Annotated in this window: 19 protein-coding genes; 5 read left to right on the forward strand and 14 right to left on the reverse strand. The window is 75.8% G+C overall.

Annotated elements, in window-relative coordinates:
• Positions 1-116: 116 nt before the first annotated feature.
• A complete protein-coding gene (gene mscL, locus C0216_RS27800) occupies positions 117-608 on the forward strand; it encodes a large conductance mechanosensitive channel protein MscL (RefSeq protein WP_114057904.1) in 492 nt (163 codons plus the stop codon).
• Between the two features lie 13 nt (positions 609-621).
• Here the strand turns inward: mscL and C0216_RS27805 are convergent, their stop codons facing one another.
• On the reverse strand, positions 622-834 hold the full coding sequence (locus C0216_RS27805) for a hypothetical protein (RefSeq protein ID WP_114057905.1): 213 nt from the start codon (positions 832-834) through the stop codon (positions 622-624).
• A 140-nt stretch (positions 835-974) separates the two neighbouring features.
• Here C0216_RS27805 and C0216_RS27810 point away from each other — a divergent pair, with 140 nt between their 5' ends.
• Both C0216_RS27810 and C0216_RS27815 read left to right on the forward strand, forming a co-directional pair.
• Positions 975-2,129, forward strand: a complete 1,155-nt coding sequence (locus C0216_RS27810; protein ID WP_162793304.1) for a low temperature requirement protein A — start codon at positions 975-977, stop codon at positions 2,127-2,129.
• A gap of 55 nt (positions 2,130-2,184) precedes the next feature.
• Entirely contained in the window at positions 2,185-3,462 is a 1,278-nt protein-coding gene (locus C0216_RS27815) for a cytochrome P450 (protein ID WP_114057906.1), read from the forward strand.
• A 70-nt stretch (positions 3,463-3,532) separates the two neighbouring features.
• Here C0216_RS27815 and C0216_RS27820 read toward each other — a convergent pair whose 3' ends face one another.
• Together C0216_RS27820 and C0216_RS35140 are read right to left on the reverse strand one after the other, a co-directional pair.
• Positions 3,533-4,024, reverse strand: a complete 492-nt coding sequence (locus C0216_RS27820) for a DUF5949 family protein (protein WP_114058971.1) — start codon at positions 4,022-4,024, stop codon at positions 3,533-3,535.
• A 56-nt stretch (positions 4,025-4,080) separates the two neighbouring features.
• Complete coding sequence (locus C0216_RS35140) at positions 4,081-4,686, reverse strand: DUF4352 domain-containing protein (protein WP_114057907.1); 606 nt, start codon at positions 4,684-4,686, stop codon at positions 4,081-4,083.
• 166 nt (positions 4,687-4,852) lie between these two features.
• Between C0216_RS35140 and C0216_RS27830 the strand changes: the two genes are divergently transcribed.
• The gene (locus tag C0216_RS27830) at positions 4,853-5,311 is read left to right on the forward strand and encodes a DUF6299 family protein (protein WP_114057908.1); all 459 of its coding nucleotides are present in this window, start codon (positions 4,853-4,855) and stop codon (positions 5,309-5,311) included.
• Between the two features lie 45 nt (positions 5,312-5,356).
• On the opposite strand, the gene C0216_RS27835 is transcribed toward C0216_RS27830, so the two are convergent.
• From C0216_RS27835 to C0216_RS27855, 5 genes are all read right to left on the reverse strand, one after another.
• The gene (locus tag C0216_RS27835; RefSeq protein WP_114057909.1) at positions 5,357-5,557 is read right to left on the reverse strand and encodes a hypothetical protein; all 201 of its coding nucleotides are present in this window, start codon (positions 5,555-5,557) and stop codon (positions 5,357-5,359) included.
• A 98-nt stretch (positions 5,558-5,655) separates the two neighbouring features.
• The gene (locus tag C0216_RS27840; RefSeq protein WP_114057910.1) at positions 5,656-7,743 is read right to left on the reverse strand and encodes a SpoIIE family protein phosphatase; all 2,088 of its coding nucleotides are present in this window, start codon (positions 7,741-7,743) and stop codon (positions 5,656-5,658) included.
• A gap of 14 nt (positions 7,744-7,757) precedes the next feature.
• Positions 7,758-8,012 carry a hypothetical protein gene (locus tag C0216_RS27845; RefSeq protein WP_114057911.1) on the reverse strand — a complete coding sequence of 85 codons (255 nt, stop codon included), beginning with the start codon at positions 8,010-8,012 and terminating at the stop codon, positions 7,758-7,760.
• 12 nt (positions 8,013-8,024) lie between these two features.
• Entirely contained in the window at positions 8,025-9,305 is a 1,281-nt protein-coding gene (locus C0216_RS27850; protein ID WP_114057912.1) for an NAD(P)-binding domain-containing protein, read from the reverse strand.
• Positions 9,306-9,466: 161 nt separating this feature from the next.
• On the reverse strand, positions 9,467-10,996 hold the full coding sequence (locus tag C0216_RS27855; RefSeq protein ID WP_114057913.1) for an ATP-grasp domain-containing protein: 1,530 nt from the start codon (positions 10,994-10,996) through the stop codon (positions 9,467-9,469).
• Positions 10,997-11,146: 150 nt separating this feature from the next.
• On the opposite strand from C0216_RS27855, the gene C0216_RS27860 reads away from it, so the two are divergent.
• The gene (locus C0216_RS27860) at positions 11,147-12,709 is read left to right on the forward strand and encodes a glycoside hydrolase family 26 protein (RefSeq protein ID WP_114057914.1); all 1,563 of its coding nucleotides are present in this window, start codon (positions 11,147-11,149) and stop codon (positions 12,707-12,709) included.
• A gap of 5 nt (positions 12,710-12,714) precedes the next feature.
• Here the strand turns inward: C0216_RS27860 and C0216_RS27865 are convergent, their stop codons facing one another.
• The 6 genes from C0216_RS27865 to C0216_RS27890 form a co-directional block, all read right to left on the reverse strand.
• Entirely contained in the window at positions 12,715-13,854 is a 1,140-nt protein-coding gene (locus tag C0216_RS27865; RefSeq protein ID WP_114057915.1) for a GNAT family N-acetyltransferase, read from the reverse strand.
• On the reverse strand, positions 13,851-14,570 hold the full coding sequence (locus tag C0216_RS27870) for a lipopolysaccharide biosynthesis protein (RefSeq protein WP_114057916.1): 720 nt from the start codon (positions 14,568-14,570) through the stop codon (positions 13,851-13,853). Before C0216_RS27870 ends, C0216_RS27865 begins: the two co-directional genes overlap by 4 nt.
• An 81-nt stretch (positions 14,571-14,651) precedes the next feature.
• On the reverse strand, positions 14,652-16,028 hold the full coding sequence (locus C0216_RS27875) for a glycosyltransferase (RefSeq protein ID WP_114058972.1): 1,377 nt from the start codon (positions 16,026-16,028) through the stop codon (positions 14,652-14,654).
• Positions 16,029-16,108: 80 nt separating this feature from the next.
• Complete coding sequence (locus C0216_RS27880) at positions 16,109-16,888, reverse strand: polysaccharide deacetylase family protein (RefSeq protein ID WP_114057917.1); 780 nt, start codon at positions 16,886-16,888, stop codon at positions 16,109-16,111.
• Entirely contained in the window at positions 16,878-18,626 is a 1,749-nt protein-coding gene (gene murJ, locus C0216_RS27885) for a murein biosynthesis integral membrane protein MurJ (RefSeq protein WP_114058973.1), read from the reverse strand. The genes C0216_RS27880 and murJ overlap by 11 nt, the downstream gene beginning before the upstream one ends.
• A complete protein-coding gene (locus tag C0216_RS27890; RefSeq protein ID WP_114057918.1) occupies positions 18,623-20,002 on the reverse strand; it encodes an O-antigen ligase family protein in 1,380 nt (459 codons plus the stop codon). The genes murJ and C0216_RS27890 overlap by 4 nt, the downstream gene beginning before the upstream one ends.
• Position 20,003: the final 1 nt, after the last annotated feature.

Here is a 20,003-nt window from a genome sequence, read left to right on the forward strand (position 1 = left end):
TGGAGTGCCGTCGGTCCACCGCGGACGGGCGCCCGATTGGACACGGCCGTGCCCGACTGCCGTAGCTTTCGGAACCGTTGGCTCCATGTACGGCGGATTCGAGGAAGGGCTCAGTCGTGAGCAAGAACAAGGAAAGCATCCTGGCGGGCTTCAAGGCCTTCCTGATGCGGGGCAACGTGGTCGACCTGGCCGTCGCGGTGGTCATCGGCGCGGCGTTCACCAACATCGTGAACTCGGTGGTGAAGGGCATCATCAGCCCCCTGGTCGGCGCGATCGGCACCAAGAGCCTGGACGTGTACTCCTCCTGCCTGAAGGGCCCCTGCGGGGTCGACGAGAAGGGCGAGGCGATCGGCGTCAACATCCTGTGGGGCTCGGTGCTGAACGCCACCCTGACCTTCCTGATCACGGCGGCCGTCGTCTACTTCCTGATGGTGCTGCCGATGGCCAAGTACCTGGCCAGGGTGGAGGAGCGCCGCAAGGCCCGCGAGGGCGTGCAGGAGACGATCGAGGTCACCGAGCTGGAGGTGCTGAAGGAGATCCGCAACGAGCTGGTCGCCCAGCGCGCCCTCAACGGCGGCGGCTCCGGCACCCCCGGTTCGCGCCTCTAGGCGGTCCGGCCTGTCACAGGTGGTGGGGCGGCTTCTCGTCGAGGAAGCGGGCCAGGTCGGCCGCGCTCCCCGCGGCGGGCGGCCGCTCCCCCCAGCCGCGGTCGGTGTCGTCCGAGGACTGCTGGTCCAGTGGGTCGTCGAAGACCAGCCGCGGCTTCGGCTTCTTCGGCGCCGGCTCGGCCGCGGGCTCGGGGCGGCGGTCTCCGGAGGCGGGGGCGGTGCTCATGCCTCCAGGGTACGGCCGGTCCCGGGCGCCCTCCGCGCCCCCGGCGCACGCCCGCCCGGGGCACGCCCGCCCGGGGCACGCGGGCGCGCACGGCCGCGCGCCTCGCCTGCCGCCGCTGCCTCGGCTGGTGTCCTGGCGGCATGGCGTACGCAACCATGACCGCCCGCGACCGGGAGGAAGGGCACCGGTCCGCGACGGCGCTGGAGCTGTTCTTCGACCTGTGCTTCGTCGTGGCGGTGGCCCAGGCCGGCCGGCAACTGGTCCATGCCCTCGCCGAAGACCACGTGGCCCAGGGCGTGACCGGCTACCTCTTCGTCTTCTTCGGCATCTGGTGGGCCTGGATGAACTTCACCTGGTTCGCCTCCGCCTACGACGTCGACGACGTGCCGTACCGGGTCGCGACCCTCGTGCAGATCTCCGGCGTGCTCATCTACTCGGCGGGCATCCCGCGCGCGTTCAACGACAACGACTGGACCGTCGCCGTCCTCGGCTACGTGGTGATGCGCCTGGCACTGACCGTGCAGTGGCTGCGGGCCGCGGCCGGGGAGAGCGGGCCGGCCCGCCGCTGCGCGCTCACCTACGCCGTCGGGCTCGTCGTCTGCCAGATCGGCTGGGTGGGACTGCTCGCGGCTCCCGAGTCGGCCCGCCGGTGGCTGTTCCTGGTGCTGGTGGCGGCCGAGCTGCTCGTCCCGGTGATCGCCGAGCGGAAGCACCAGACGCCCTGGCACCCGCACCACATCGCCGAGCGGTACGGCCTGTTCACCATCATCGTCCTGGGCGAGACCATCGCGGCGAGCACGGTCGCCGTCCAGTCCGCGCTCGACGAGCACGAGGCGCTGGACCTGCTGCTGCCCATCGCGGCCGGCGGCCTGCTGCTGGTGTTCTCGGCCTGGTGGATCTACTTCGCCGTCCCGGCGCACGACCGGCTGCGCACCAACCGCGAGGCGATCCCGTGGGGCTACGGGCACTATGTGGTCTTCGCTTCGGCGGCGGCGATCGGTGCGGGCATCGAGGTGGCCGTCGAGCACGCCGTCGGCAAGGCGCACCTGTCGCAGACGGCGGCCAACCTCGCGGTGACCGTTCCGGCGGCGCTGTTCCTCGCGTTCGTGTGGCTGCTGCACGCGCGGCACTTCAAGCACGGCGCGGCCCGGCAGCTCACCCTGCCCGTGGCGGCGCTGGCCGTCCTCGCCTGCGCATGGACCGGCGCGTACGCGGTGCTGTGGGCCGGGCTGGTCGCGGCGGCGACGGTCGCGGTCGGCGTGACCTCGGCCCGGTCGGAGCGTTCTGGTGCGTGAGGAGCGCGCGCGGCGACGGCCGCCGGGGGTGCGCCTGCGACAGGAAGAAGGCGCGATGGAAGTCCCGGTTCAGCGGCACGCGGAGGCCGGCCCGGCGGTGGCGGAGTGCGGGGAGCTCGCCGACCCCGCGTTCTGGCGGCAGCCGCCCCGGGCGCGGCTCGACGCCTTGGCCCGGCTGCGGGCCCTCGGCTCTCCCGTGTACGTGCCCGAGGGCCGGGGCCGCGGGCACTGGGCGCTGCTGCGGCACGCGGACGTGCAGGAGGCGAGCCGGCTGCCGAAGGTCTTCGCGAGCGCCCCCGGGGTCACCACGCCCGAGCCGGCGCGGTGGGTGCGGGCCCTGTTCGGCGACTCGATGGTGAACCTCGACGGCGCGGACCACGCCCGGCTGCGCAAGGTGGTCCAGCGGGCGTTCACGCCGCGGCTGCTGGCGGCGGCCGAGGCGGACATCCACGCGGTAGCCGCCCGGATCGTGGACGACGTCCTGGCGGAGCGGCCCGACGAGTTCGTCTCGGCGGTGTCCTCCCGGCTGCCGCTGGAGGTCATCTGCAACATGATGGGCATTCCGGAGCGGTACCGGCCGGAGATCGCCGACCGCGTCAACCACGCCTCGGAGAACATCGGCGTGGAGCGGGGCCTGGCCTCCCGGCTGCGGATGCCGGGGCGGGGGCTGCGGGCGCTGGCCCGCATGCAGCGGATGGTCGCGGCGATCGGGCGGGAGCGCCGCCGCAACCCCGGGGACGACCTGATCTCCGCGCTGGTCTGCGCGAACGTCGACGGGCAGGCGCTCGGCGCCCGCCAACTGGGCGCCTTCTTCTCGCTGCTGATGGTCGCCGGGGTGGAGACGACGCGCAATGCGATCACGCACGGGCTGAGCCTGCTGACCGACCACCCCAGCCAGCGGGACCTCCTGCTGGGGGACTTCGAGGCGTACGCGGACGGCGCCGTCGACGAGATGATCCGGCACTCGACGCCGATCATCCAGTTCCGCCGGACGGTCGTCGCCGAGCACGAGCTGGGCGGGCGCCTGTTCCGGCCGGGCGAGAAGGCGGTGCTGTACTACGCCTCCGCCAACCGGGACGAGGCGGTCTTCCCCGACCCGGACGCCTTCGACATCACCCGCTCGCCCAACCCGCACCTCGGTTTCGGCGGCGGCGGACCGCACTTCTGCCTGGGCGCGCACCTGGCCCGGGTGGAGATGAAGGCCCTGTTCCGGGAGTTGCTGACCCGGCCGGTCGGGCTGCGCGCCGTGGGCCTGCCGGACCTCGCGGGGTCGAACTTCGACAACCGGGTCCGCTCGCTGCGCTTCGCCTTCGACGCCCCCGGCGGCGCCTGACACGGCGGCCGCGGCCGCGGGCGGCCGCCGGGCCGTGCGCCGCCGCCGGGCCGCACGTGCGGGCGGGCGGCTACTGGAGGCGGCGTACCGACAGGACGCAGTGGGCGCTGCTGGTGAGGACCGCCTCGTCGCCCGCGAACGCCTTGAGGGCGTCGGGGTCGACGGGGCGGCCGGGCACGGCCTCGGGCCAGGCACGGGTGGCGAACAGGAAGTAGACCTGGCCGTTCTCGTTGGCGGCGGCGACCCACTCGTCGGGGGCGGTGCAGGTGGCGTTCAGGCCCGGCATGGTCAGGGCCACCTGGTTGTCGGCGAGCACCACCTGCACCGGGAAGGCAGCCGGGTTGTGGGTGCCGTCCTCGACGACGTCGCCGATGCGCAGGCCCATCTCCCCGAGGAGCGCGCGGGCGGCCTCCTCGCCCGCCTCGCGGCCCTGCGGCCCGTCGCCGAGCGCGTAGGCGAGGAGGTAGGGGACGTCGTGTCCTTCGGAGGGGTCGCCGATCCATGCGAGGACCGAAAGGGTGCCGAGCAGGGTCCGGTCGGTTGCCGCTTGTGTGGAAGTCATGCGCCGCACCCTAGTGGCCCTTCCGAAGGGCTCCGACGGCCTTTCACCCGGGCGGGCTATACGGCCCAGAATCCCTCTCCGGAATTCGCCTGGACGTTCGCGTCGTGGTATTCGATCCGTACGATGCGGGCGTTCTTCGGAATTTCGAACACGACCCATCCCTCGACCCGTTCGCCGACCGCGAGGGAATCGAACACGAGGGGTTTGCCGGTGGTGAGTTCACCGGTCCGCACGACCGGGTGGCGCTGCCCGGCGCTGTCGTGCGCCCACATCCCGCCGAGCGCCCCGTACGAGGCCCCGCCGATGTTGGCGAACGACATCGAGGCGGCCACCCAGCGCTTGCCGGCGGGCGGGGAGTAGTTCTTGTCGACGCTGACGGCCGGGTCGACGTACGCGTTCAGCACGGCCTGCAGGTGCCGGCCCACCTGCCGGCCGTGGACCTGTACGGCGTCCCCGACGTGCACTTCCTTCACGGCGCCGCGGACGGGGCCGGACCCGGCGCCGTCGTCGCCCGGCGCGCCGTCGTCGACCGGGGCGGCGGGCACCGCGGCGGGCGCGGACGCGGCGCGGTCGGGCGCCGGTGAGCAGGCCGTGCCGCCGAGCAGCAGGAGCGGCAGGAGGGCTGCGGCGGCGAGGGCGGGGGCGGAGGCGGACTGGCGCATGCGCGATCCCTTCGGGGACCTTCGGGGACGTATTCCGGCCAGTCTCACGCCCCCGAGCGGGGAATTGCACACACCGACACGGATGTACGGGACGAGTTGTCCCGCCGTCTGCCACCACAATGCGTTGCGGCGGAATACCGCCAGGAACGAACGACCCGGAGGAACCATGTCCATTCGCTCGACCCGCATCCCCCTGACCGTCCTTGCGGCGCTGGCCGCGGCAACCGCTTTCGCGGCGCCCGCGGGCGCGACCGTGTACGAGCAGGAGATTTCCGTCCACCCCTACGCGCAGCTCGCCGCGGACGGCACGATCACCCTTTCCGGGTCCTACAGGTGCAACGCGGCATCACCCTCGGGGGCGATGCAGATCTCCGCGACGGTCGTGCAGGAGGGCACGCGCCTGACCACCACCGCCGAGGAGTCCCCGGTCTGCGACGGCACCGAGCGCGCGTGGCGCGGCACGGCCGGCACCCCGGAGGGCCTGGGCCTCCCGGGCGGGATCCACGAGGGCGAGGCCCTCTTCGAGGCGCGGCTCCAGGAGATCGGCTTCTCCGGCGCGGGCCTGCTGCCCTCGTCGGTCGACGCGGTCGCCGTGGACAGCCGCTCCGGCCACGTCGGCGGCTGATGCCGCGGGCAAAGGTTTCGCCGGAGCGCCCGCCGGTAGCCGCCGCTACCGGCAGGCGGGCGCCACGCCGGTCATCGACATGAATGCCACGGACCGGCAGCCGGCGTCCCCCGCCGGGCTCCCGGCGGCCCCGGCGCGCTCCGCGACCTCCGGTACGACGGCCCCGAGCAGGAGCAGCGCCAGCAGCCCGCCGGCCGCGCGCCGCGCGCTCAGGCGGCGCCGCACGGCGGCCTCCGGTTCACGCATGCCGCGTCGTACGTCCTCGGTCTCATGAACCGCATCATCACCCCGCGCACCACATGCCACAACTCCGTGTGACGGCACGACCACCGTCCGCCGTGTCCTCATCCGGCGCCGTGCAGGCTGACGGGCACGTCGAACTCGCACCACACCGCCTTGCCGTCGCCCCTCGACTCCACGCCCCAGTGCGTGGCCAGCGCGTCCACCAGCAGCAGGCCCCGCCCGGTCGTCGCGGCCTCCCCCGGGGTCCGCCGCCGCGGCCACACGCTGGAACGGTCCTTCACCCACAGCCGGATCCGCCGCACCGGCTCGGGCAGCACCTCCATCGTCAGCACCGCTCCGCCGTCCGTGTGCAGCAGGGCGTTGACCAGCAGCTCGCCGGCCGCCAGCTCCACGTCGTCCGCGAGGTCGGGCATGCCCCAGTCGCGCAGCGCCTGCCGCAGCGCGTACCGGGCCTCCGACAGGCCCTCCGGATCCGCCTGGTGGACGTACTGGTGGATCCGCGGCGCCCGGTGCGTGCCCGGGTCCGGGGCCCGGCGCAGCACCAGCAGTGCCACGTCGTCGCCGGAGCCCCAGCGCTCCCACAGCCGGTCCGAGAGGTGGTCGGCGAGCGCCCCCGCCTCCTGCGGGCCGCTGCGGACGGCGTGCGCGAGCGCCTCCATCCCCTGGGTGATGGTCGTGCCCGGCTCCTCCACCAGCCCGTCCGTGCACAGCACGAGCGTCTCCCCCGGCACCAGGTCCAGCCGCGTCTCGGGGAACTCCTCCTGCTCGAACGCCGAGGCCAGGCCGAGCGGCAGCCCGCCGCGCACCTTCGGCCAGCCGGTGCGCCCGTCCGTGTGCCGGATGAGCGGCCCCAGGTGCCCGGCGCGCACGGCCCGCACGCCGCCGGTCTCCAGGTCGACCTGCGCGTACATGCACGTCGCGAACCGCTCGGTGTCCAGTTCGGCGAGGAAGCGGGAGGCCCGCGCCAGCACCGTCGAGGGCGGGTGCCCCTCGCCCGCGTACGCCCGCAGCGCGATCCGCAGCTGGCCCATGATGGCCGCGGCGTGCGTGTCGTGGCCCTGCACGTCCCCGACGACGAGGCCGACGCGGTCCCGGGGCAGCGCGATCACGTCGTACCAGTCCCCGCCCACCTCGCGCCCGCTCCACGCCGAGTGGTAGCGCACCGCGATCTCCCCGCCGTGGATCTCCGGGATGCGGCGCGGCAGCATCGAGGCCTGCAGCCCCGTCGCGAACTCGCGCTCCTGGTCGAACAGCAGCGCCCGCTGGAGGGACTGCGCGACGATGCCGGCGAGGCCCAGGCACAGGTTCTGCTCCTCCGGGCTGAAGTCGGTGCGCCGCCGGTAGAACAGCACGAGCCCGCCGATCGCCTTGGCCTGCGCGATCAGCGGCAGGTAGGCGGCGCCCTCGTAGCGGATCCGGCCCAGGTAGTCGGCCAGCAGCGGGAACTCCCCGGCCAGCTCCGCCAGCGAGGTGACGAACCTGGCCTGGCCGGTCAGGACGGTCCGGGAGAGCGGCAGTGAGCCGTCCAGCCGGGTGAACCTGCGCTCGGCGAGGATCTCCAGGGACTCCCCGCTCAGCGCGATGACCTTCATCGCGTCGTTCTCGACGAGGCTCAGGGCCAGCCCGTCCGCGCCGAGCCGCTCCAGCGCGCCCGCGCCGGTCAGCGCCGCCGTGACGTCGTCGACGGTCACCGCCCGGGACAGCGCCTCCGTGGTCCGCTGCACGATCGTGGCCTGCCGGGCCCGCGCCGACTCCAGCTTCCGCAGCACGGTGGCGTGCGCGAGCTCCGCGGTCGCGTCGCGGACGATGCCCGCGATCCGGCGGGGCGTCCCGCCGTCGTCCCGCAGGATGCGGCCCTGGGTGTGGGTCCACTGGTCGACGCCGTCGCGGCGGCGCACCGTGAAGTACGAGCCGTACGTCTCGGCGCCCCCGTCCAGCGCGGCGCGCACCGCCTCCGCCAGCCGGTTCCCGTCGTCCGGGGGGATGCGCAGGCCGAGGCCCTCCGGGGTCCCGTCGAACTCGTCGGGATCCAGGTCGAAGACCACGAGCCCGGCCCCGTCCAGGGCCAGCGCCCCGGCGTCCAGGTCCCACTCGAAGCTGCCCATGCGGTTCAGCGCGAGGCGCTCCCCGGGGCCCGTCACCGCGCCGCCGCGGTTCCGTCCGGATCCGTCGTGCTCCGCCGCTGCCAATGGACACACACCACCTAACGGCCTGGCCAGCACGGCTGGGAGATCAGCCGCTCCCACTCCTCGTCAGGATGCCCCGGAAGGGTGCGCCCGGCCTCCCGCCAGCGCTCCAGGAGCGAAAGGTAGATCGTCGGTCGGTCGGGGGCGGCGGGCGCCGGAGGCCCGTACGGGCCGGGGTGGTACGGGCCGGGGCCGGCCGCGGCGGGCCGCTCCGCCCGGCTTGCGGGGATCCGTACCCAGCCCCGGCCCTGTGCTCGCTGCTCCGCAGTCATCGCGGACCCCTCTCACCTCACCGCAGAGACGTCTTCGGACGGCCCCCGGCCCGCCCGGGCGGGGCGGGGGGCCCGGAGGGGGCCCGCCGGCCGGCTGCGGGCGCCGAGCCGCTTTCGGACTCCCCCGACCAGTCTCCCCGCAGTGAACCCCGCACCGTGCACGAATCGCATGGAAGGGCCGAATGAGGGAGCCGTCAGCAGCCCCGCGAAGAAGAGCCCCGGCCACGAGGACTCGAAACCGGATGTCAGCTCCGGTGTGCGGCCCGCCCCGACGGTGTCCAGCGCGTCCCGCAGCCGGGCGTCCAACAGGTCCAGCCGCGCCAGGTCGGGCGCGAAGCCGGTGGCCGCGATCACGTGCGCGACGTCCAGGACGACGGACTCGCCGGCCGCGGTCGTCAGCCCGAGCCGGGTCCGGTCCCCCACGGCCACCGCACGGTGCAGCCGGTGCCCCAGCAGCACCGGCACGCTCCGCTCGAAGCGGTCCCGCAGCCACCACGCCCCGGCGGGCCCGAGCGCGGTGGCGGCGATCCGCTCGCGGTGCGCGGCGGGCAGCCGGCGCACCGCCCACGGAAGCTCGGCCCACGCCCAGGTGCGCCAGCCGCTGCCGAGGCCGCTGTGCGGGCGGCGCAGGGCCTGCAGGGCGGGCCGCTCCAGCGGCGGCGGGACGGTGTTCCAGCCGATCCCGGAGCGCCGGGCGACGAGGCAGGGGCGGGCCCCGCTCTCGGCGAGCAGGGCCGCCGTCTCCAGCGCGGCCTGCCCGGCGCCGATCACCGCGACCTCCCGGCCGGCGAACCGCGCCAGGTCGCGGTGGCCGGTGCTGTGCGAGCAGTGGCCTGGCGGCAGGGCGCGCAGCGCCTGCGGTTGGCGTACGAAGGGCATGACACCGACGGCCAGCGCGACCGTCCGGGCGAGCAGCTGCGTGCCCTCGGCGGTCCGGATGCGGAAGCCGTCGCCCTGCGGCGTGACCTCGGTGACGGTGACCTCCTCCACCTCCGGCACCGCCTGCCCCGCGAACCACAGGCCGTACTCGCTGAACGCGCCGATCGGCAGTGGGCGGCCGTGCTCCGCCGCGACGCCGCGGCCCGCGCAGAACTCGGCGAGGGTGTGCCGGCCTCCGGGTGCGGACAGGTTGGAGGCCCACGGCTCGGACTTCAGGAACATGCCCTCGGGCATGTGGTCCCGCCAGGAGGCCATGGGGCGCCCCAGCACCCGCACGCCGATCCCGGCCGCCACCGCGTGCGCGGCGATCGACAGGCCGTACGGACCGGCGCCGACCACGACGAGATCGTCCATCCGCGTCACCGTTCTCCCTCCAGTCTCATGGGTCTCCCGCTGTCCGCTGCGGCGGTACGGGGCCCGGAGCCGTGTGCGCCGTCACTTCCCGGCGCCCCTCCGGTCAAACACCGACACGCCGCGTGTCGCCCGCAGGGGGCACGGCGCGCCGGCTCCCGCCCTCACCGCGCCACCAGTTCGTCCGGCTCGGCGTCGGCCGCGCCCGGCGGGGCCGCGGCCGGGCCGGCCGGCGGGGGGACGGCGGGCGGCGGGGGCGATCCGGCCGGCGGGGTCAGGCCGCGGTCGCGCTGGCGGGGGGCGCGGACCACGGCCCGCGCCGTGCGCCGCCCGTGCGCCGGTACGCGCCGCAGGGCGCGCGCGCCCTTGTCCGCGCCCCGGCCGAGGAACGCGGCGAGCATCGCGAGGAACGGCGTCGGGTCGTCGGCGGCGAACCACGCCGCCTCCACCCGCCGCGGCCCCCGGCCCCGCGCCGGCGCACCGCCGCGGCCGCCCGGGGCTCCCGCGCCGCCCGGGGCTCCCGGGCCTCCCTGTCGTCCCTGGGCTGCTGCCGGGACTCCCGCGCCGACGCCGGTGGCGCCCCCGGTGCCGTCCCTGCCGCCGCGCCGCGGCCCGCGCGGCGGCAGCCTCCGGCCGCGTACCGCCGACAGCAGCGCGTAGTTCTCCGCGAGGAAAAGCCGCCCCGGCCCCCCGGACTGCGCCGGCACCCGCTGCCCCGTCAGGTCGAGGTACATCGCCTGGACGACGTCCAGCCCGGCCCCGTCCGTGAAGAGCCGGAACTGCGCGCCCGGCCGGGGGTTGAAGTCCACGAGCCGGAAGCAGCCCTCCTCGTCCCGCCGGAAGTCCAGGTCCAGGATTCCCTGGTAGCCGAGCCGCTCGGCGAGCCGCAGCCCCGCCTCCTCCACCGCCGGGTCCGGCAGCCAGCGCCCCACCGCCGTCAGGCCGGTCCGCACCGGCCACGACAGCTCCTTGCGGCCCGACCCGGCGAGCAGCGGACGCCCGCCGCTGCCGAACGCCCCGTGGAAGAACCAGTCCGTGTCCGTCCCGGCCGGCAGGAACCGCTGGAGCAGCAGCCGGCTCCCCGCCTCGCCGGTCCGCTCGTACAGCCGGCGCGCCTCCGCGGCGGTGTGGACGAGGGTGGTGCTGCGCAGCCCGCTGCCCGCCGGGAGCAGCCAGGGGCGGCTCCATTTGGCGACCGCGGGCAGGCCCAGCCGCCAGGCGGCCTCCGCGGCCTCGGCCCCGCTCTCCGGGAGCACGGTCTCCGGGTGCGGGACGTCCCAGCGGGCGCACAGCGCGGCCAGTTCGGCCTTGTCCGCGACCCGGGCGGGCAGCCCGTCGGGCTGGTTCGGGACGCGGAACCGGCCGTCGAGGCCGGCGCCGATCCGGGCGACGGCGATCGCGCTCAGGTCGTCCATGGCGACGAGGACCGCGGGCCGGCCGATCCGCTCCGACACCCGGGCGAGGCACTCCTCCAGCCCGTCCGGGGCCTCCGGGTCCAACCCACCGGAAGGCCCCGGATGCACGGCACGCAGGTACCGCGAGCGCCCCACGGGTCCTCCCCCGGCCTCGACGACGGCATGGACCTCCACGCCCTTGCGCCCGAGCGATCTGACGGCGCCGAGGGTTCCGTGGTGGAACGGGTTCCGGTCGAGTCTGAGCACAACAGCGGGCACGTGGGCGGCGAACTCGTACATGGAAAGGGTGTCTTTCACCTAGTCGGACCAAGCAGGATCGATGCGCAACTGCGAATGGCCTACGCGGCGGTCACCGGACAGGCCGTTCGTCGGATGTGATGCCTAACGTCTTGGACAAGCACACCGATTCGGGAATGCCCGGGAGATGCCATGCCCAGACCTCGTCGCCGCCTGGCGAACACCTGCGTCGGGACGGTCACGGCCGGTCTCCTCGCCACCGGGGCCACCCTCGCGATCCCGGAGGACGAGGAGCTCCCCGGGTCGTCCCCCGACATCGCCGTGGGCGCCTACCTGGACTTCGGGCCCCCCGGCGTCGAGCGGATCCCGTACCTGTCGCGCTGGCTCGGCGGCAGGGAGATCCGGGTCGGGCACACGTATCTGCCGGGGGACCGCTGGGCCGGCATCGAGGGGAACGTCAGCTTCCTCGACGACTGGGCGCGCTGGCGCCTGGCCCGGCCCGACCGGCTGTTCGTCCTCAACGTGCCCATGCAGGAGCGCAACGAGGGCCGGGTGCCCGACCACGAGGTGGCCCGGCTCATCCGCGCCGGCGCCGCCGGCGACTTCGACGGGCACTTCCGCAGGCTGGCACAGCGCCTCGTCGACCTCGGCGTCCCGGACACCGTCATCGTGCTGGGCTGGGAGATGAACGGCGTCACCTACACCCACCGCTGCTCTCCCGACCCGCAGAACTGGAAGGCGTACTGGCGGCGCATCGTCAGCACCATGCGGTCCGTGCCCGGCCAGCGCTTCAAGTTCGACTTCGCCCCCAACCGCGGCTCCGACGCGATCGGCTGGACGACCTGCTACCCGGGTGACGACGTCGTCGACATCATCGGCATGGACTCCTACGACCAGGGCCCGGGCCGCACCTTCGACGACCAGATCACCCAGCCGTACGGGCTCCAGCACCACGTCGACTTCGCGAAGGCGCACGGCAAGCCGATCTCGTACCCGGAGTGGGGCCTGTTCCGCCGCGGCGACAACCCGGAGTACGTACGGCGCATGCTGCGCTGGATCGAGCAGCACAAGCCGATGTACCACACCATCACCGACTACTGCCCGCACGGCGTGTGGCAGTGCAAGCAGAACCCGCGGTCGGCGAAGGAGTTCCGCAAGGCGCTCACCCCGCAGGTGCCGCCCCCGGTCGTGCCGACGCCCGTGGTGCCCACCCCCGTGGTCCCGACTCCGGTCGTGCCCACGCCGGTGGTACCGACGCCGGTCGTGCCGACGCCGGTGGTGCCGACGCCCTCCATCCCGGTCCCGTCCGTGCCGACGCCCTCCGTGTCCGTGCCGGCCGTCCCCGTCCCCACCGTGTCCCCGCCCGTCGTGCCGGAGCCGTCGCCGCAGGTGCCGACGCCCCAGCCCGTGCCCTCCCCCGAGGCCACGCGGCCGACGCCGGCACCCTCCGACCCCGCACCGGCCGAGCCGAGCCCCGACGCCCCGGTGACGCCCACGCCCGTACGGCCGAGCCCGGTCGCGCCGAGCCCGGCGGCACCCACCACGGTCGCCCCGAGCCCCGTCGCCCCGAGCCCCGTCGCGCCGAGCCCGACCGCACCGGCACCGCAGCCGCAGCCGCAGCCCCCGGCGCCCGTCAACACCACGCAGTGGTGCGTGCCGCTGGGCTTCGGCGACTGGCTCTCGAAGCTGGTCGGCAAGCAGTCGGTCTGCGTCTCGATCGACTGGGGCTCGGACTCCGGCTTCTGGCCCTGGTAGAGCCGTCATCGCACCCGCAGTTCGCCCAGCCGCGCCCGCCAGTCCCTGGCGGCCGGCAGCGCCTCCCGCAGTGCGCCGACCGCCCGCTCGCGCCCCGTCACCTGCGACTCGTGCAGCCGCAGCAGGGGCGCGAGTGCCGTACGCGCCATCAGGAACCGCTGGTTGACGACCGTCTCGGGCCTCCAGTGGTTCTTGTACGGCTCGCTGCCGCGCAGGAAGGACACCACCTGCCGGCCCTCCGCCAGCGCGCGGCCGGCCTCGTAGCGCAGCAGCAGCGTCGCCACGTCCACCTTCCGGGCCCGCAGGTCCGGGTCGGCCCCGTACAGGTAGCCGCCGCTGAACGACCCGGACAGCAGGGTCACGTTCGCCGCGACGACCCTCCCCTCCAGCCGGAACTCCGTCAGCCGGCCCTCGCCCGTCCGCACCATCCGCCGCGTCGCCCGCGTCAGGTGCTCGGCGAAACGGGGCCGCAGGTGCTCGGGGGTGACGCCGCGGCCGCGCCACTGCTTCTCGTGGAGCCGCAGCAGGGTGCGCACCGCGCGCGGCACCTCGTACTCGGTGACCTCGCGCTCCTCGATCCCGGCAGCGTCGGTCTTGCGCAGCTTGGCCCGCACCCGCTGGCCCCCGGAGGCCGGCATCCGCTTGACCAGCTCGTCGAACGGCAGTGCGGGCAGCTCCATGCAGGTGGAGTCGGCGAGCCGGCTGCGGGCGCCCGGCCACTGCGCGAACACCGCCTCGGCGGCCGCCCCGGGGCGCACCTCCCGCAGGTCGACCACGGCGCCGCGCGCCGCCTCGTGCAGGCCGCGGGCCAGCGCCGGGACGACCCGGTCGGCATGCTCGTCGGCGACCAGCACGTCGGAGTGGTCGGTGATGCCGCCGCCGAGGGGCACCAGCAGCGGCAGCGGCCGGTGCACCAGCATCAGCGCGGCCGCGCCGACCAGCTCCCCGCCGCGGCGCACCAGCACCACGCGCAGCCGGCCTTCCCGCCCGTACGACAGCCACCAGGAGTGCAGCCAGGCGTGGCTCTGGAACGGCGTCGCGGTCCGGCAGGAGCGGAAGAGCTCGTTCCATGGCTCTTCCAGGGCGGCGAACTGGCGGGGGTCGCGGCACAGGGCCACCGACAGGGCACCGGAGCCCGTCGTCATCGCACGGACTCCTTCTCCTTGGGTTCCGCCGCGTGCTCACCCTGGGCGGGCACCTGCACCAGCTCCTCCGCGACGGCCGCCGACTCCGGCTCCCCCGCGGAAACGGGCAGCTGCTCCTCCTCGGGGCGGCGGCGGGCCGGCCGGGCGAGCAGCCACAGCCCGCCGAGCAGGCCGCCCGCGCACAGGCCGACGGCGCCGCTGACCGGCGCGGACGGCGAGGCCGGGTCGGTGGGCGCGACGGCCTGGTTGAACAGCAGCAGCTGCACGCCGGTGTTCTTCGCCGCCTGGTTGCTGCTCAGCGTCAGGGCGTCGGCGACCGCGTTGGCGATGTCGGCGGACTCGGCGGCGTTCGCCGAGGTGCCCGTGATCGCGATCATCGGGGATTCGGGGGAGGTCTCCGCCCGCACGTGGGTGCGCAGTTCGCGGGCGCTGATGCCGGCGCGGGGCTGCGCGTACGCGAGCGTCGAGCTGCTGGTGGCGATACGGGCGTACGCCTGCGCGAAGCCCAGCGCCGTGGCCGGCTCGGTGGTGTCGTCGGGGACGGCGACGACGTAGCTGGTGGCGGCGTACTCGGGCGCCTTGAGCACTCCGTACGCGCCGCCCGCGGCCAGCCCGAGCAGGGCGGCGGCGGGCAGCGGCCACCAGGCGGGCGGCGACAGGAGCCTGGCCCGGCGGCGTCGGGCGGCGGGCTTCTTCTGGTCGGCGGTGTCGGCCATGTGCGTGCTCACTTCCTGGAGGAGGGGGTGAAAGGAGGTACTGCGGGTCCCGGGGGTGCGGGCCCGTGCAGAGGGTGCGGGTCAGCCGTTGCCGGGGCGGGCGGGCCCGCCGCCCGGCCGCGGCGGGCCCGTGTCGGGGCCGGGCCGGGGTCCCGGGGCAGAGCCGGAGCCGGGCCGCGGGCCGTTGCCGGGGCGGCCCGCCGCCCGCGCCGCGAGGGCGTGCGGCGGCTGCCCGGCCACGGCGGGCCGCGCCGGGGCCGGCACCGCGTCCGCTGCCGCACCCGGGCCGGGCTCCGGACCGGCGGCAGCCCGGGGCGGCGTACGGAGCGGTGCGGCGCCGGCGCCGTGCAGGGCGAGGCGGTAGACGTCCAGCAGGCGTTCGGCGCTGCGCGCCACGTCGTAGTGCCGGACCACCGGCGGCACGGGCAGCCGGTTCGCCCCCGCCTCCATGTGCCCGCGCAGCGCGGCGAGGAGCTCCTCGCCGCCGGTGCCGATCCGCCGCGCGCCCGGCGCCTGCACGGCCGGCAGGTCGTCGACGGCCGGGCAGGTGACGTGCAGGACGGGCAGCCCGGCCGCGAGGGCCTCGACGACCGCCAGCCCGAACGCCTCCTCGCGGGAGGCGGAGACGAACACGTCCATCGCGGCCAGCAGTTGCGGGACGCCGGGCGCCCGCCCGCCGCCGTCCTCGCCCAGCGGGTCCCGCTCGCCGACCAGGTGGATCCGGTGCTGTGCGCCCAGTTCCGCGGCCAGCGCGCGCAGCGCCCCGCGCTCGGGGCCGTCGCCGGCGAGGAGCAGGTGGGCGCCGGGCAGCGCGGCGACGGCCCGGACGAGGGCGTCGAACCGCTTGCCCGGCACCAGCCGGCCCACCCCGCCGACGACGAAGGCCCGTTCGGGCAGCCCGGTCCGGGCCCGGGTGGCGCGGCGCACCCCCGCGTCGAAGCGGAACCGGGCGGCCTCGATGCCGTTGGGGACGACGTGCACCCGCCCGGCCGGCACCCCCCAGGCGGCCAGCCGCGCCGCCACCGTGTCGGAGACGGCGACGGTCGCCGAGCCGAGCCGCTCGCCCGCCAGGTACAGCCGGCGGACCCCGGCCGACAGCGGCCGGCCCTCGATCTCGCCGTCGCCGAGGGAGTGCTCGGTCGCGACGACGGCGCCGACCCCGGCGAGCCGGGCGGCGATCCGCCCGTAGAGGCAGGCCCGGTACAGGTGGGTGTGGACGAGGTCGTACCCGCCGCGCCGGAGGAACCGGACGAGGCGGGGCAGCGCCCCGAGGTCCCGGTTGCCCCGCATGCCGAGGTGCACGACGCGGACGCCGTCGGCGCGCAGCCCGTCGGCGACCGGACCCGGGTTGGTCAGCGTCAGCACGTCGCAGCGCATCGGCAGGTGCCGCAGCAGCAGCCGCAGCTGCTGCTCGGCGCCGCCGACCCCGAGCCCGGTGATGACGTGCAGGACGCGCAGCCCGGACGGGTCCCAGGGCTCCGGGGCGGCGCCGGCCGGGCCCGCCGGGCCCTGCGGGTGCTGCGGGTCCTTCGGGTCGGTCATCGGCGCACCGCCCGTGCCAGCTCGCGCACACCGTGCCGCAGCTGCTTGATGCGCAGCCGCCCGCTGCCGTCGGCCTGGCTGACGTGCGTGCGCGGCAGGGCGTACGGGCCGGCGAGCCGGCCGGGCTCGATGGCGCAGGCGTACGCGTACCCGGCGTCCCGCACGGCGTCCGCGACCCGGGTGTCGACGTGCCCGTACGGGTAGCAGAACCCCTCGGGCAGCGTGCCGGTGATCTCGCGCAGCAGGTCGCGGCTGCCCCGCAGCTCCTGCTGGAGGACGTCGTCGGGGGCGGCGGTGAGGTCCTGGTGGAGCAGCCCGTGCGAGCCGATCTCCTGGCCCTCGGCGGCCGCCTCGCGGATCCCCTCGGCGGTCAGGAGCGCTCTGCGCGGCCCCAGCGGGTCCCAGTGGTTGTCCACGCCGAGCCGGCCGGGCAGCACGAACAGGGTGGAGGTGCAGTCGTACCGGCGCAGCAGCGGCAGCGCCCGGGTGACGTAGTCGCCGTAGCCGTCGTCGAAGGTGAGGCCGACGAGCCCGGCGCCCCGGCCCTCGGCGCGGGCGCGCAGCAGCTCCCGGACGGACACCCCGCGCAGGCCGCGCGAGTGCAGCCACTGCAGCTGGGCCTCCAGGGTCCGCGGGGTGACGGTGATGCCGTACGGGTCCTCGGCCGGGTCGGTGAACTCGGTGACGGAGTGGTACATCAGGACCCACGGCGAGGCGGCGCTCCGGCGGGCGGATGCCATCGCGGCGGCCGGTGCCGTGTCGGTGTCAGCGGGCATTGCGGAACCTCTGGGTCATCTGGGCGAGCTGGGCGGACAGGGCGGTGACCTCAAGCGCGCGTATGGCCGTGCCGGTGGCCCCGAACATGAGGGGGACGAGCAGGCAGCCGAGGGCGGCGCTGAGCAGCGGGTCGGGGATCATCGGCCCGGCGATCCAGCCGGTGGCGCAGGCGGCGGCGCAGGCCACGCCGAGCCGGGCGATGCTGAGGGCGACCCTGCGGACGTGGATGGCGATGATCCGCGGGCCGATGCCGGCGAGGAGCAGCACGGCGGTGGCGGTGATGCCTGCGGCGTTCGCCGCGGCCAGCCCGCCGGTCCCCCACCAGCGGACGGCGGCCGCGCCGGCGCCGATGTTGACGGCGAGCCCGGCGGCCATGGCGAGCGCCGGGAACCAGGTGGGGCGGGAGGTGGAGAAGAAGGGGCGGCTCAGCGCGCCGACGAGGCAGTGGCCGAGCAGCCCGAGGGCGTAGACCCGCATGACGGAGGCCGTGGCCAGGGTGTCCTCGTGGGTGAACGCGCCGCGCTCGAAGAGGACCTGGATGATCTGCGGGGCGTATCCGATGACGAGGGCGGTGCCGGTGAGGACGGCGAGGGAGGCCAGCGCCAGGTCCTGCTCGACGCGGCGGCGGGCCTTCTCGCGCTCGCCGCCGGCCATGGCCTGGGCGACGACGGGGAAGGTGACCGTGCAGATCATCAGGGAGAGCACCATCGGCATCTGCGCGACCTTCTGCGCGTAGTTCAGGTGTGAGATGGCGCCGGGCGGGAGGGAGGCGGCGAGGAAGCGCTCGACGAGCACCTGGGACTGCCGGAAGACGGCGAAGCAGATGACGGGGGCGATCAGGCCGAGGGCGAGCAGGGTGGGCCGGTCCCGGTCCCGCCGGATGCGGGCGGCGCCCCGGACGCGGGGCGGGCCGAAGCCGACGCGCCGGACGAAGGCGGGCAGCTGCACCAGGACCATCAGCAGCCCGCCGGCCGCGACGCCGGCGGCCGCCGCCCGCACGCCCCACAGGTGGTGCAGGGCGATCATCGTGCCGATGATGCCGACGTTGTACGAGACGTAGATCGCGGCCGGCGGCACGAAGGTGCGGTGGGCGCGCAGGGCGGCGCTGAAGTAGCCGGCGATGCCGAAGGTGAGCACGGTCAGCGAGGTCAGCCGGGTGCACTCGACGGCCAGTTGCGGGTCGGGCAGGCCGGGGGCGAGGACGGAGACGACGAGCGGCGCGGCGAACACCAGCAGGGCGGCGGCCGCGGCGAGGAGCACCAGCAGCCGCGGCAGGGTCGCCCCGACCAGCAGGCGTACGGGGTCCTGGGCCCGGGCCTCCTTGCGGGTGAGGCCGGCCCGGTCGGCGGACCGGCGGGCCAGGGCGTGGCTGAAGGCGGGCACCATCAGCAGCGCCATGGCGTCCTCGATCAGCAGCGTCGAGGACATCTCCGGCACGGTCCAGGCGATGAGGAAGGCGTCGCTGTCGGGTCCGGCGCCGAAGAGGTGCGCGATGGTCTGGTCGCGGACGAGCCCGAACACCGCCCCGGCGGCGGTGAGTCCGGCGGTGACGGCGGCGGCCTTGGCGAGGAACCGGCCGAGCGGGGCCGGCCCGCCGCCCGCGGGGGCGCCGCCTCCGGTGCCGCCCTTGCGGGCGGCCGGGCCGGGCTCCGCGGGGCGCGGCGGACGGCCCGCAGCCGCGGCGACGCCGGTCGTCGCCGCGGCCGCGGGCCGCCGCCAGGGAGTCGTGTCCGTCACCGGCCGGCCGCACCCGCCACGCGGCAGGGCCCGGCCGGCCGGCCGGCGGCGGCCCGGGGAGGCAGCGCCCACCACGCCGCCAGACCGATGACCACGCCGGTCAGGACGGTGGACGGGCCGCCGATGTCCGCGTACAGGAAGTCGGTGAGCTGCCAGAAGAGCAGCCCGATCGCGATGAGCCCGCAGTCGCGGACCCCGCCCCCGGCGGCGTACCGGCGGGCGCCGGCGACGAGCAGCGCCAGCCAGCCGCCGGCGAGCGCGACAAGCCCGACGAGGCCCTGCTCGCTCAGCACCAGCAGGTACATGTTGTGCGGAGACAGCAGCGGCTGGCGGACGTAGCCCTGGCCGGCGCCGGCGGTGTCGCTGCCGGAGGACAGGCCGAGGGAGGCGTGCCCGTCCCGGTGCGCGGGGAAGCCCTTGAGCCCGACGCCCAGCGCGGGCCGCTCCTGCCACATCGACCCGGCCGCGGCCCACATGGTGTAGCGGTCGGTCACCGACTGGTCGGGGGCACTGGAGACCTGCGTGATGGAGGTCAGCCGCTCGGTGACCATCTCCGACCCGACGCCGAGGCCGCCCACCAGCACCACGCCGGCCGCGGCCAGCGCCGCCAGCACCTTGGCGGCCCGCCGGATCCCCGCCATCGCCATGACGAGGACCGCCGCGCCGGCCGTGGCGATCCACGCGCCGCGGCTGAAGGACAGCACCAGCGGCAGGACGAGCACGAGCGCCGCCGCGGCCGACAGCCGCCGCACCCGCCGCGGCAGGGCCGGCGACAGCGCCGCGGCCGTCGCCACGACCAGCCCGTACGCCACCACGGTGGCCATGCCCATCACGTCGCCCGGCCCGAAGGTCCCCACGGCGCGGATGTCCTCGCCCTGGTACGAGGCCCCGGTGCGGGTGGCGTACTGGACGACCCCGACGGCGCCCTGCACCAGCGCCAGCACCACGAAGCACCCGGCGGCCAGCCGGAACTCGAAGGCGTCCCGCACGAGCAGCACCACCGCCGCCGGGACCAGCACGAACACCTGGAGGTAGCGCACGAAGCCCGGCAGCGCGGCGTACGGATCCCCGGCGGTGGCGGTCGCGACGGCCAGGGCGAGCGCCGGTACCCCCAGCACCAGCACCGCGAGCGGGCTCAGCGGGCGGACCCGCCCGCGCAGCGCCTGCACCGCGCACACGGCGACCAGCAGCAGCGAGGCCGCGTCCGCCGGCCCGACCTTCCCGGAGGTGCTCGCGTCGCCCGCCGGGACCGGCGCGAGGAGCATCAGGACGGTCGCGGCGAGCGGCAGCAGCGGCCAGTGCCGCCGCAGCAGCCCCGGCAGCCGCGGGGCCTCGGGCAGGGCGCCGGCGGCGCCCGTCGTCACGGCGAGACTCATG

It is taken from the genome of Streptomyces globosus, from assembly GCF_003325375.1.
Taxonomy (GTDB): Bacteria; Actinomycetota; Actinomycetes; order Streptomycetales; family Streptomycetaceae; genus Streptomyces; species Streptomyces globosus_A.

Coding starts and splice junctions, on each gene's coding strand:
- C0216_RS27805 (WP_114057905.1), bottom strand. CDS start 834: ATGAGCACCGCCCCCGCCTCCGGAGACCGCCGCCCCGAGCCCGCGGCC.
- C0216_RS27810 (WP_162793304.1), top strand. CDS start 975: ATGGCGTACGCAACCATGACCGCCCGCGACCGGGAGGAAGGGCACCGG.
- C0216_RS27815 (WP_114057906.1), top strand. CDS start 2,185: ATGGAAGTCCCGGTTCAGCGGCACGCGGAGGCCGGCCCGGCGGTGGCG.
- C0216_RS27820 (WP_114058971.1), bottom strand. CDS start 4,024: ATGACTTCCACACAAGCGGCAACCGACCGGACCCTGCTCGGCACCCTT.
- C0216_RS35140 (WP_114057907.1), bottom strand. CDS start 4,686: ATGCGCCAGTCCGCCTCCGCCCCCGCCCTCGCCGCCGCAGCCCTCCTG.
- C0216_RS27830 (WP_114057908.1), top strand. CDS start 4,853: ATGTCCATTCGCTCGACCCGCATCCCCCTGACCGTCCTTGCGGCGCTG.
- C0216_RS27835 (WP_114057909.1), bottom strand. CDS start 5,557: ATGCGTGAACCGGAGGCCGCCGTGCGGCGCCGCCTGAGCGCGCGGCGC.
- C0216_RS27845 (WP_114057911.1), bottom strand. CDS start 8,012: ATGACTGCGGAGCAGCGAGCACAGGGCCGGGGCTGGGTACGGATCCCC.
- C0216_RS27850 (WP_114057912.1), bottom strand. CDS start 9,305: ATGGACGATCTCGTCGTGGTCGGCGCCGGTCCGTACGGCCTGTCGATC.
- C0216_RS27855 (WP_114057913.1), bottom strand. CDS start 10,996: ATGTACGAGTTCGCCGCCCACGTGCCCGCTGTTGTGCTCAGACTCGAC.
- C0216_RS27860 (WP_114057914.1), top strand. CDS start 11,147: ATGCCCAGACCTCGTCGCCGCCTGGCGAACACCTGCGTCGGGACGGTC.
- C0216_RS27865 (WP_114057915.1), bottom strand. CDS start 13,854: ATGACGACGGGCTCCGGTGCCCTGTCGGTGGCCCTGTGCCGCGACCCC.
- C0216_RS27870 (WP_114057916.1), bottom strand. CDS start 14,570: ATGGCCGACACCGCCGACCAGAAGAAGCCCGCCGCCCGACGCCGCCGG.
- C0216_RS27880 (WP_114057917.1), bottom strand. CDS start 16,888: ATGCCCGCTGACACCGACACGGCACCGGCCGCCGCGATGGCATCCGCC.
- C0216_RS27890 (WP_114057918.1), bottom strand. CDS start 20,002: ATGAGTCTCGCCGTGACGACGGGCGCCGCCGGCGCCCTGCCCGAGGCC.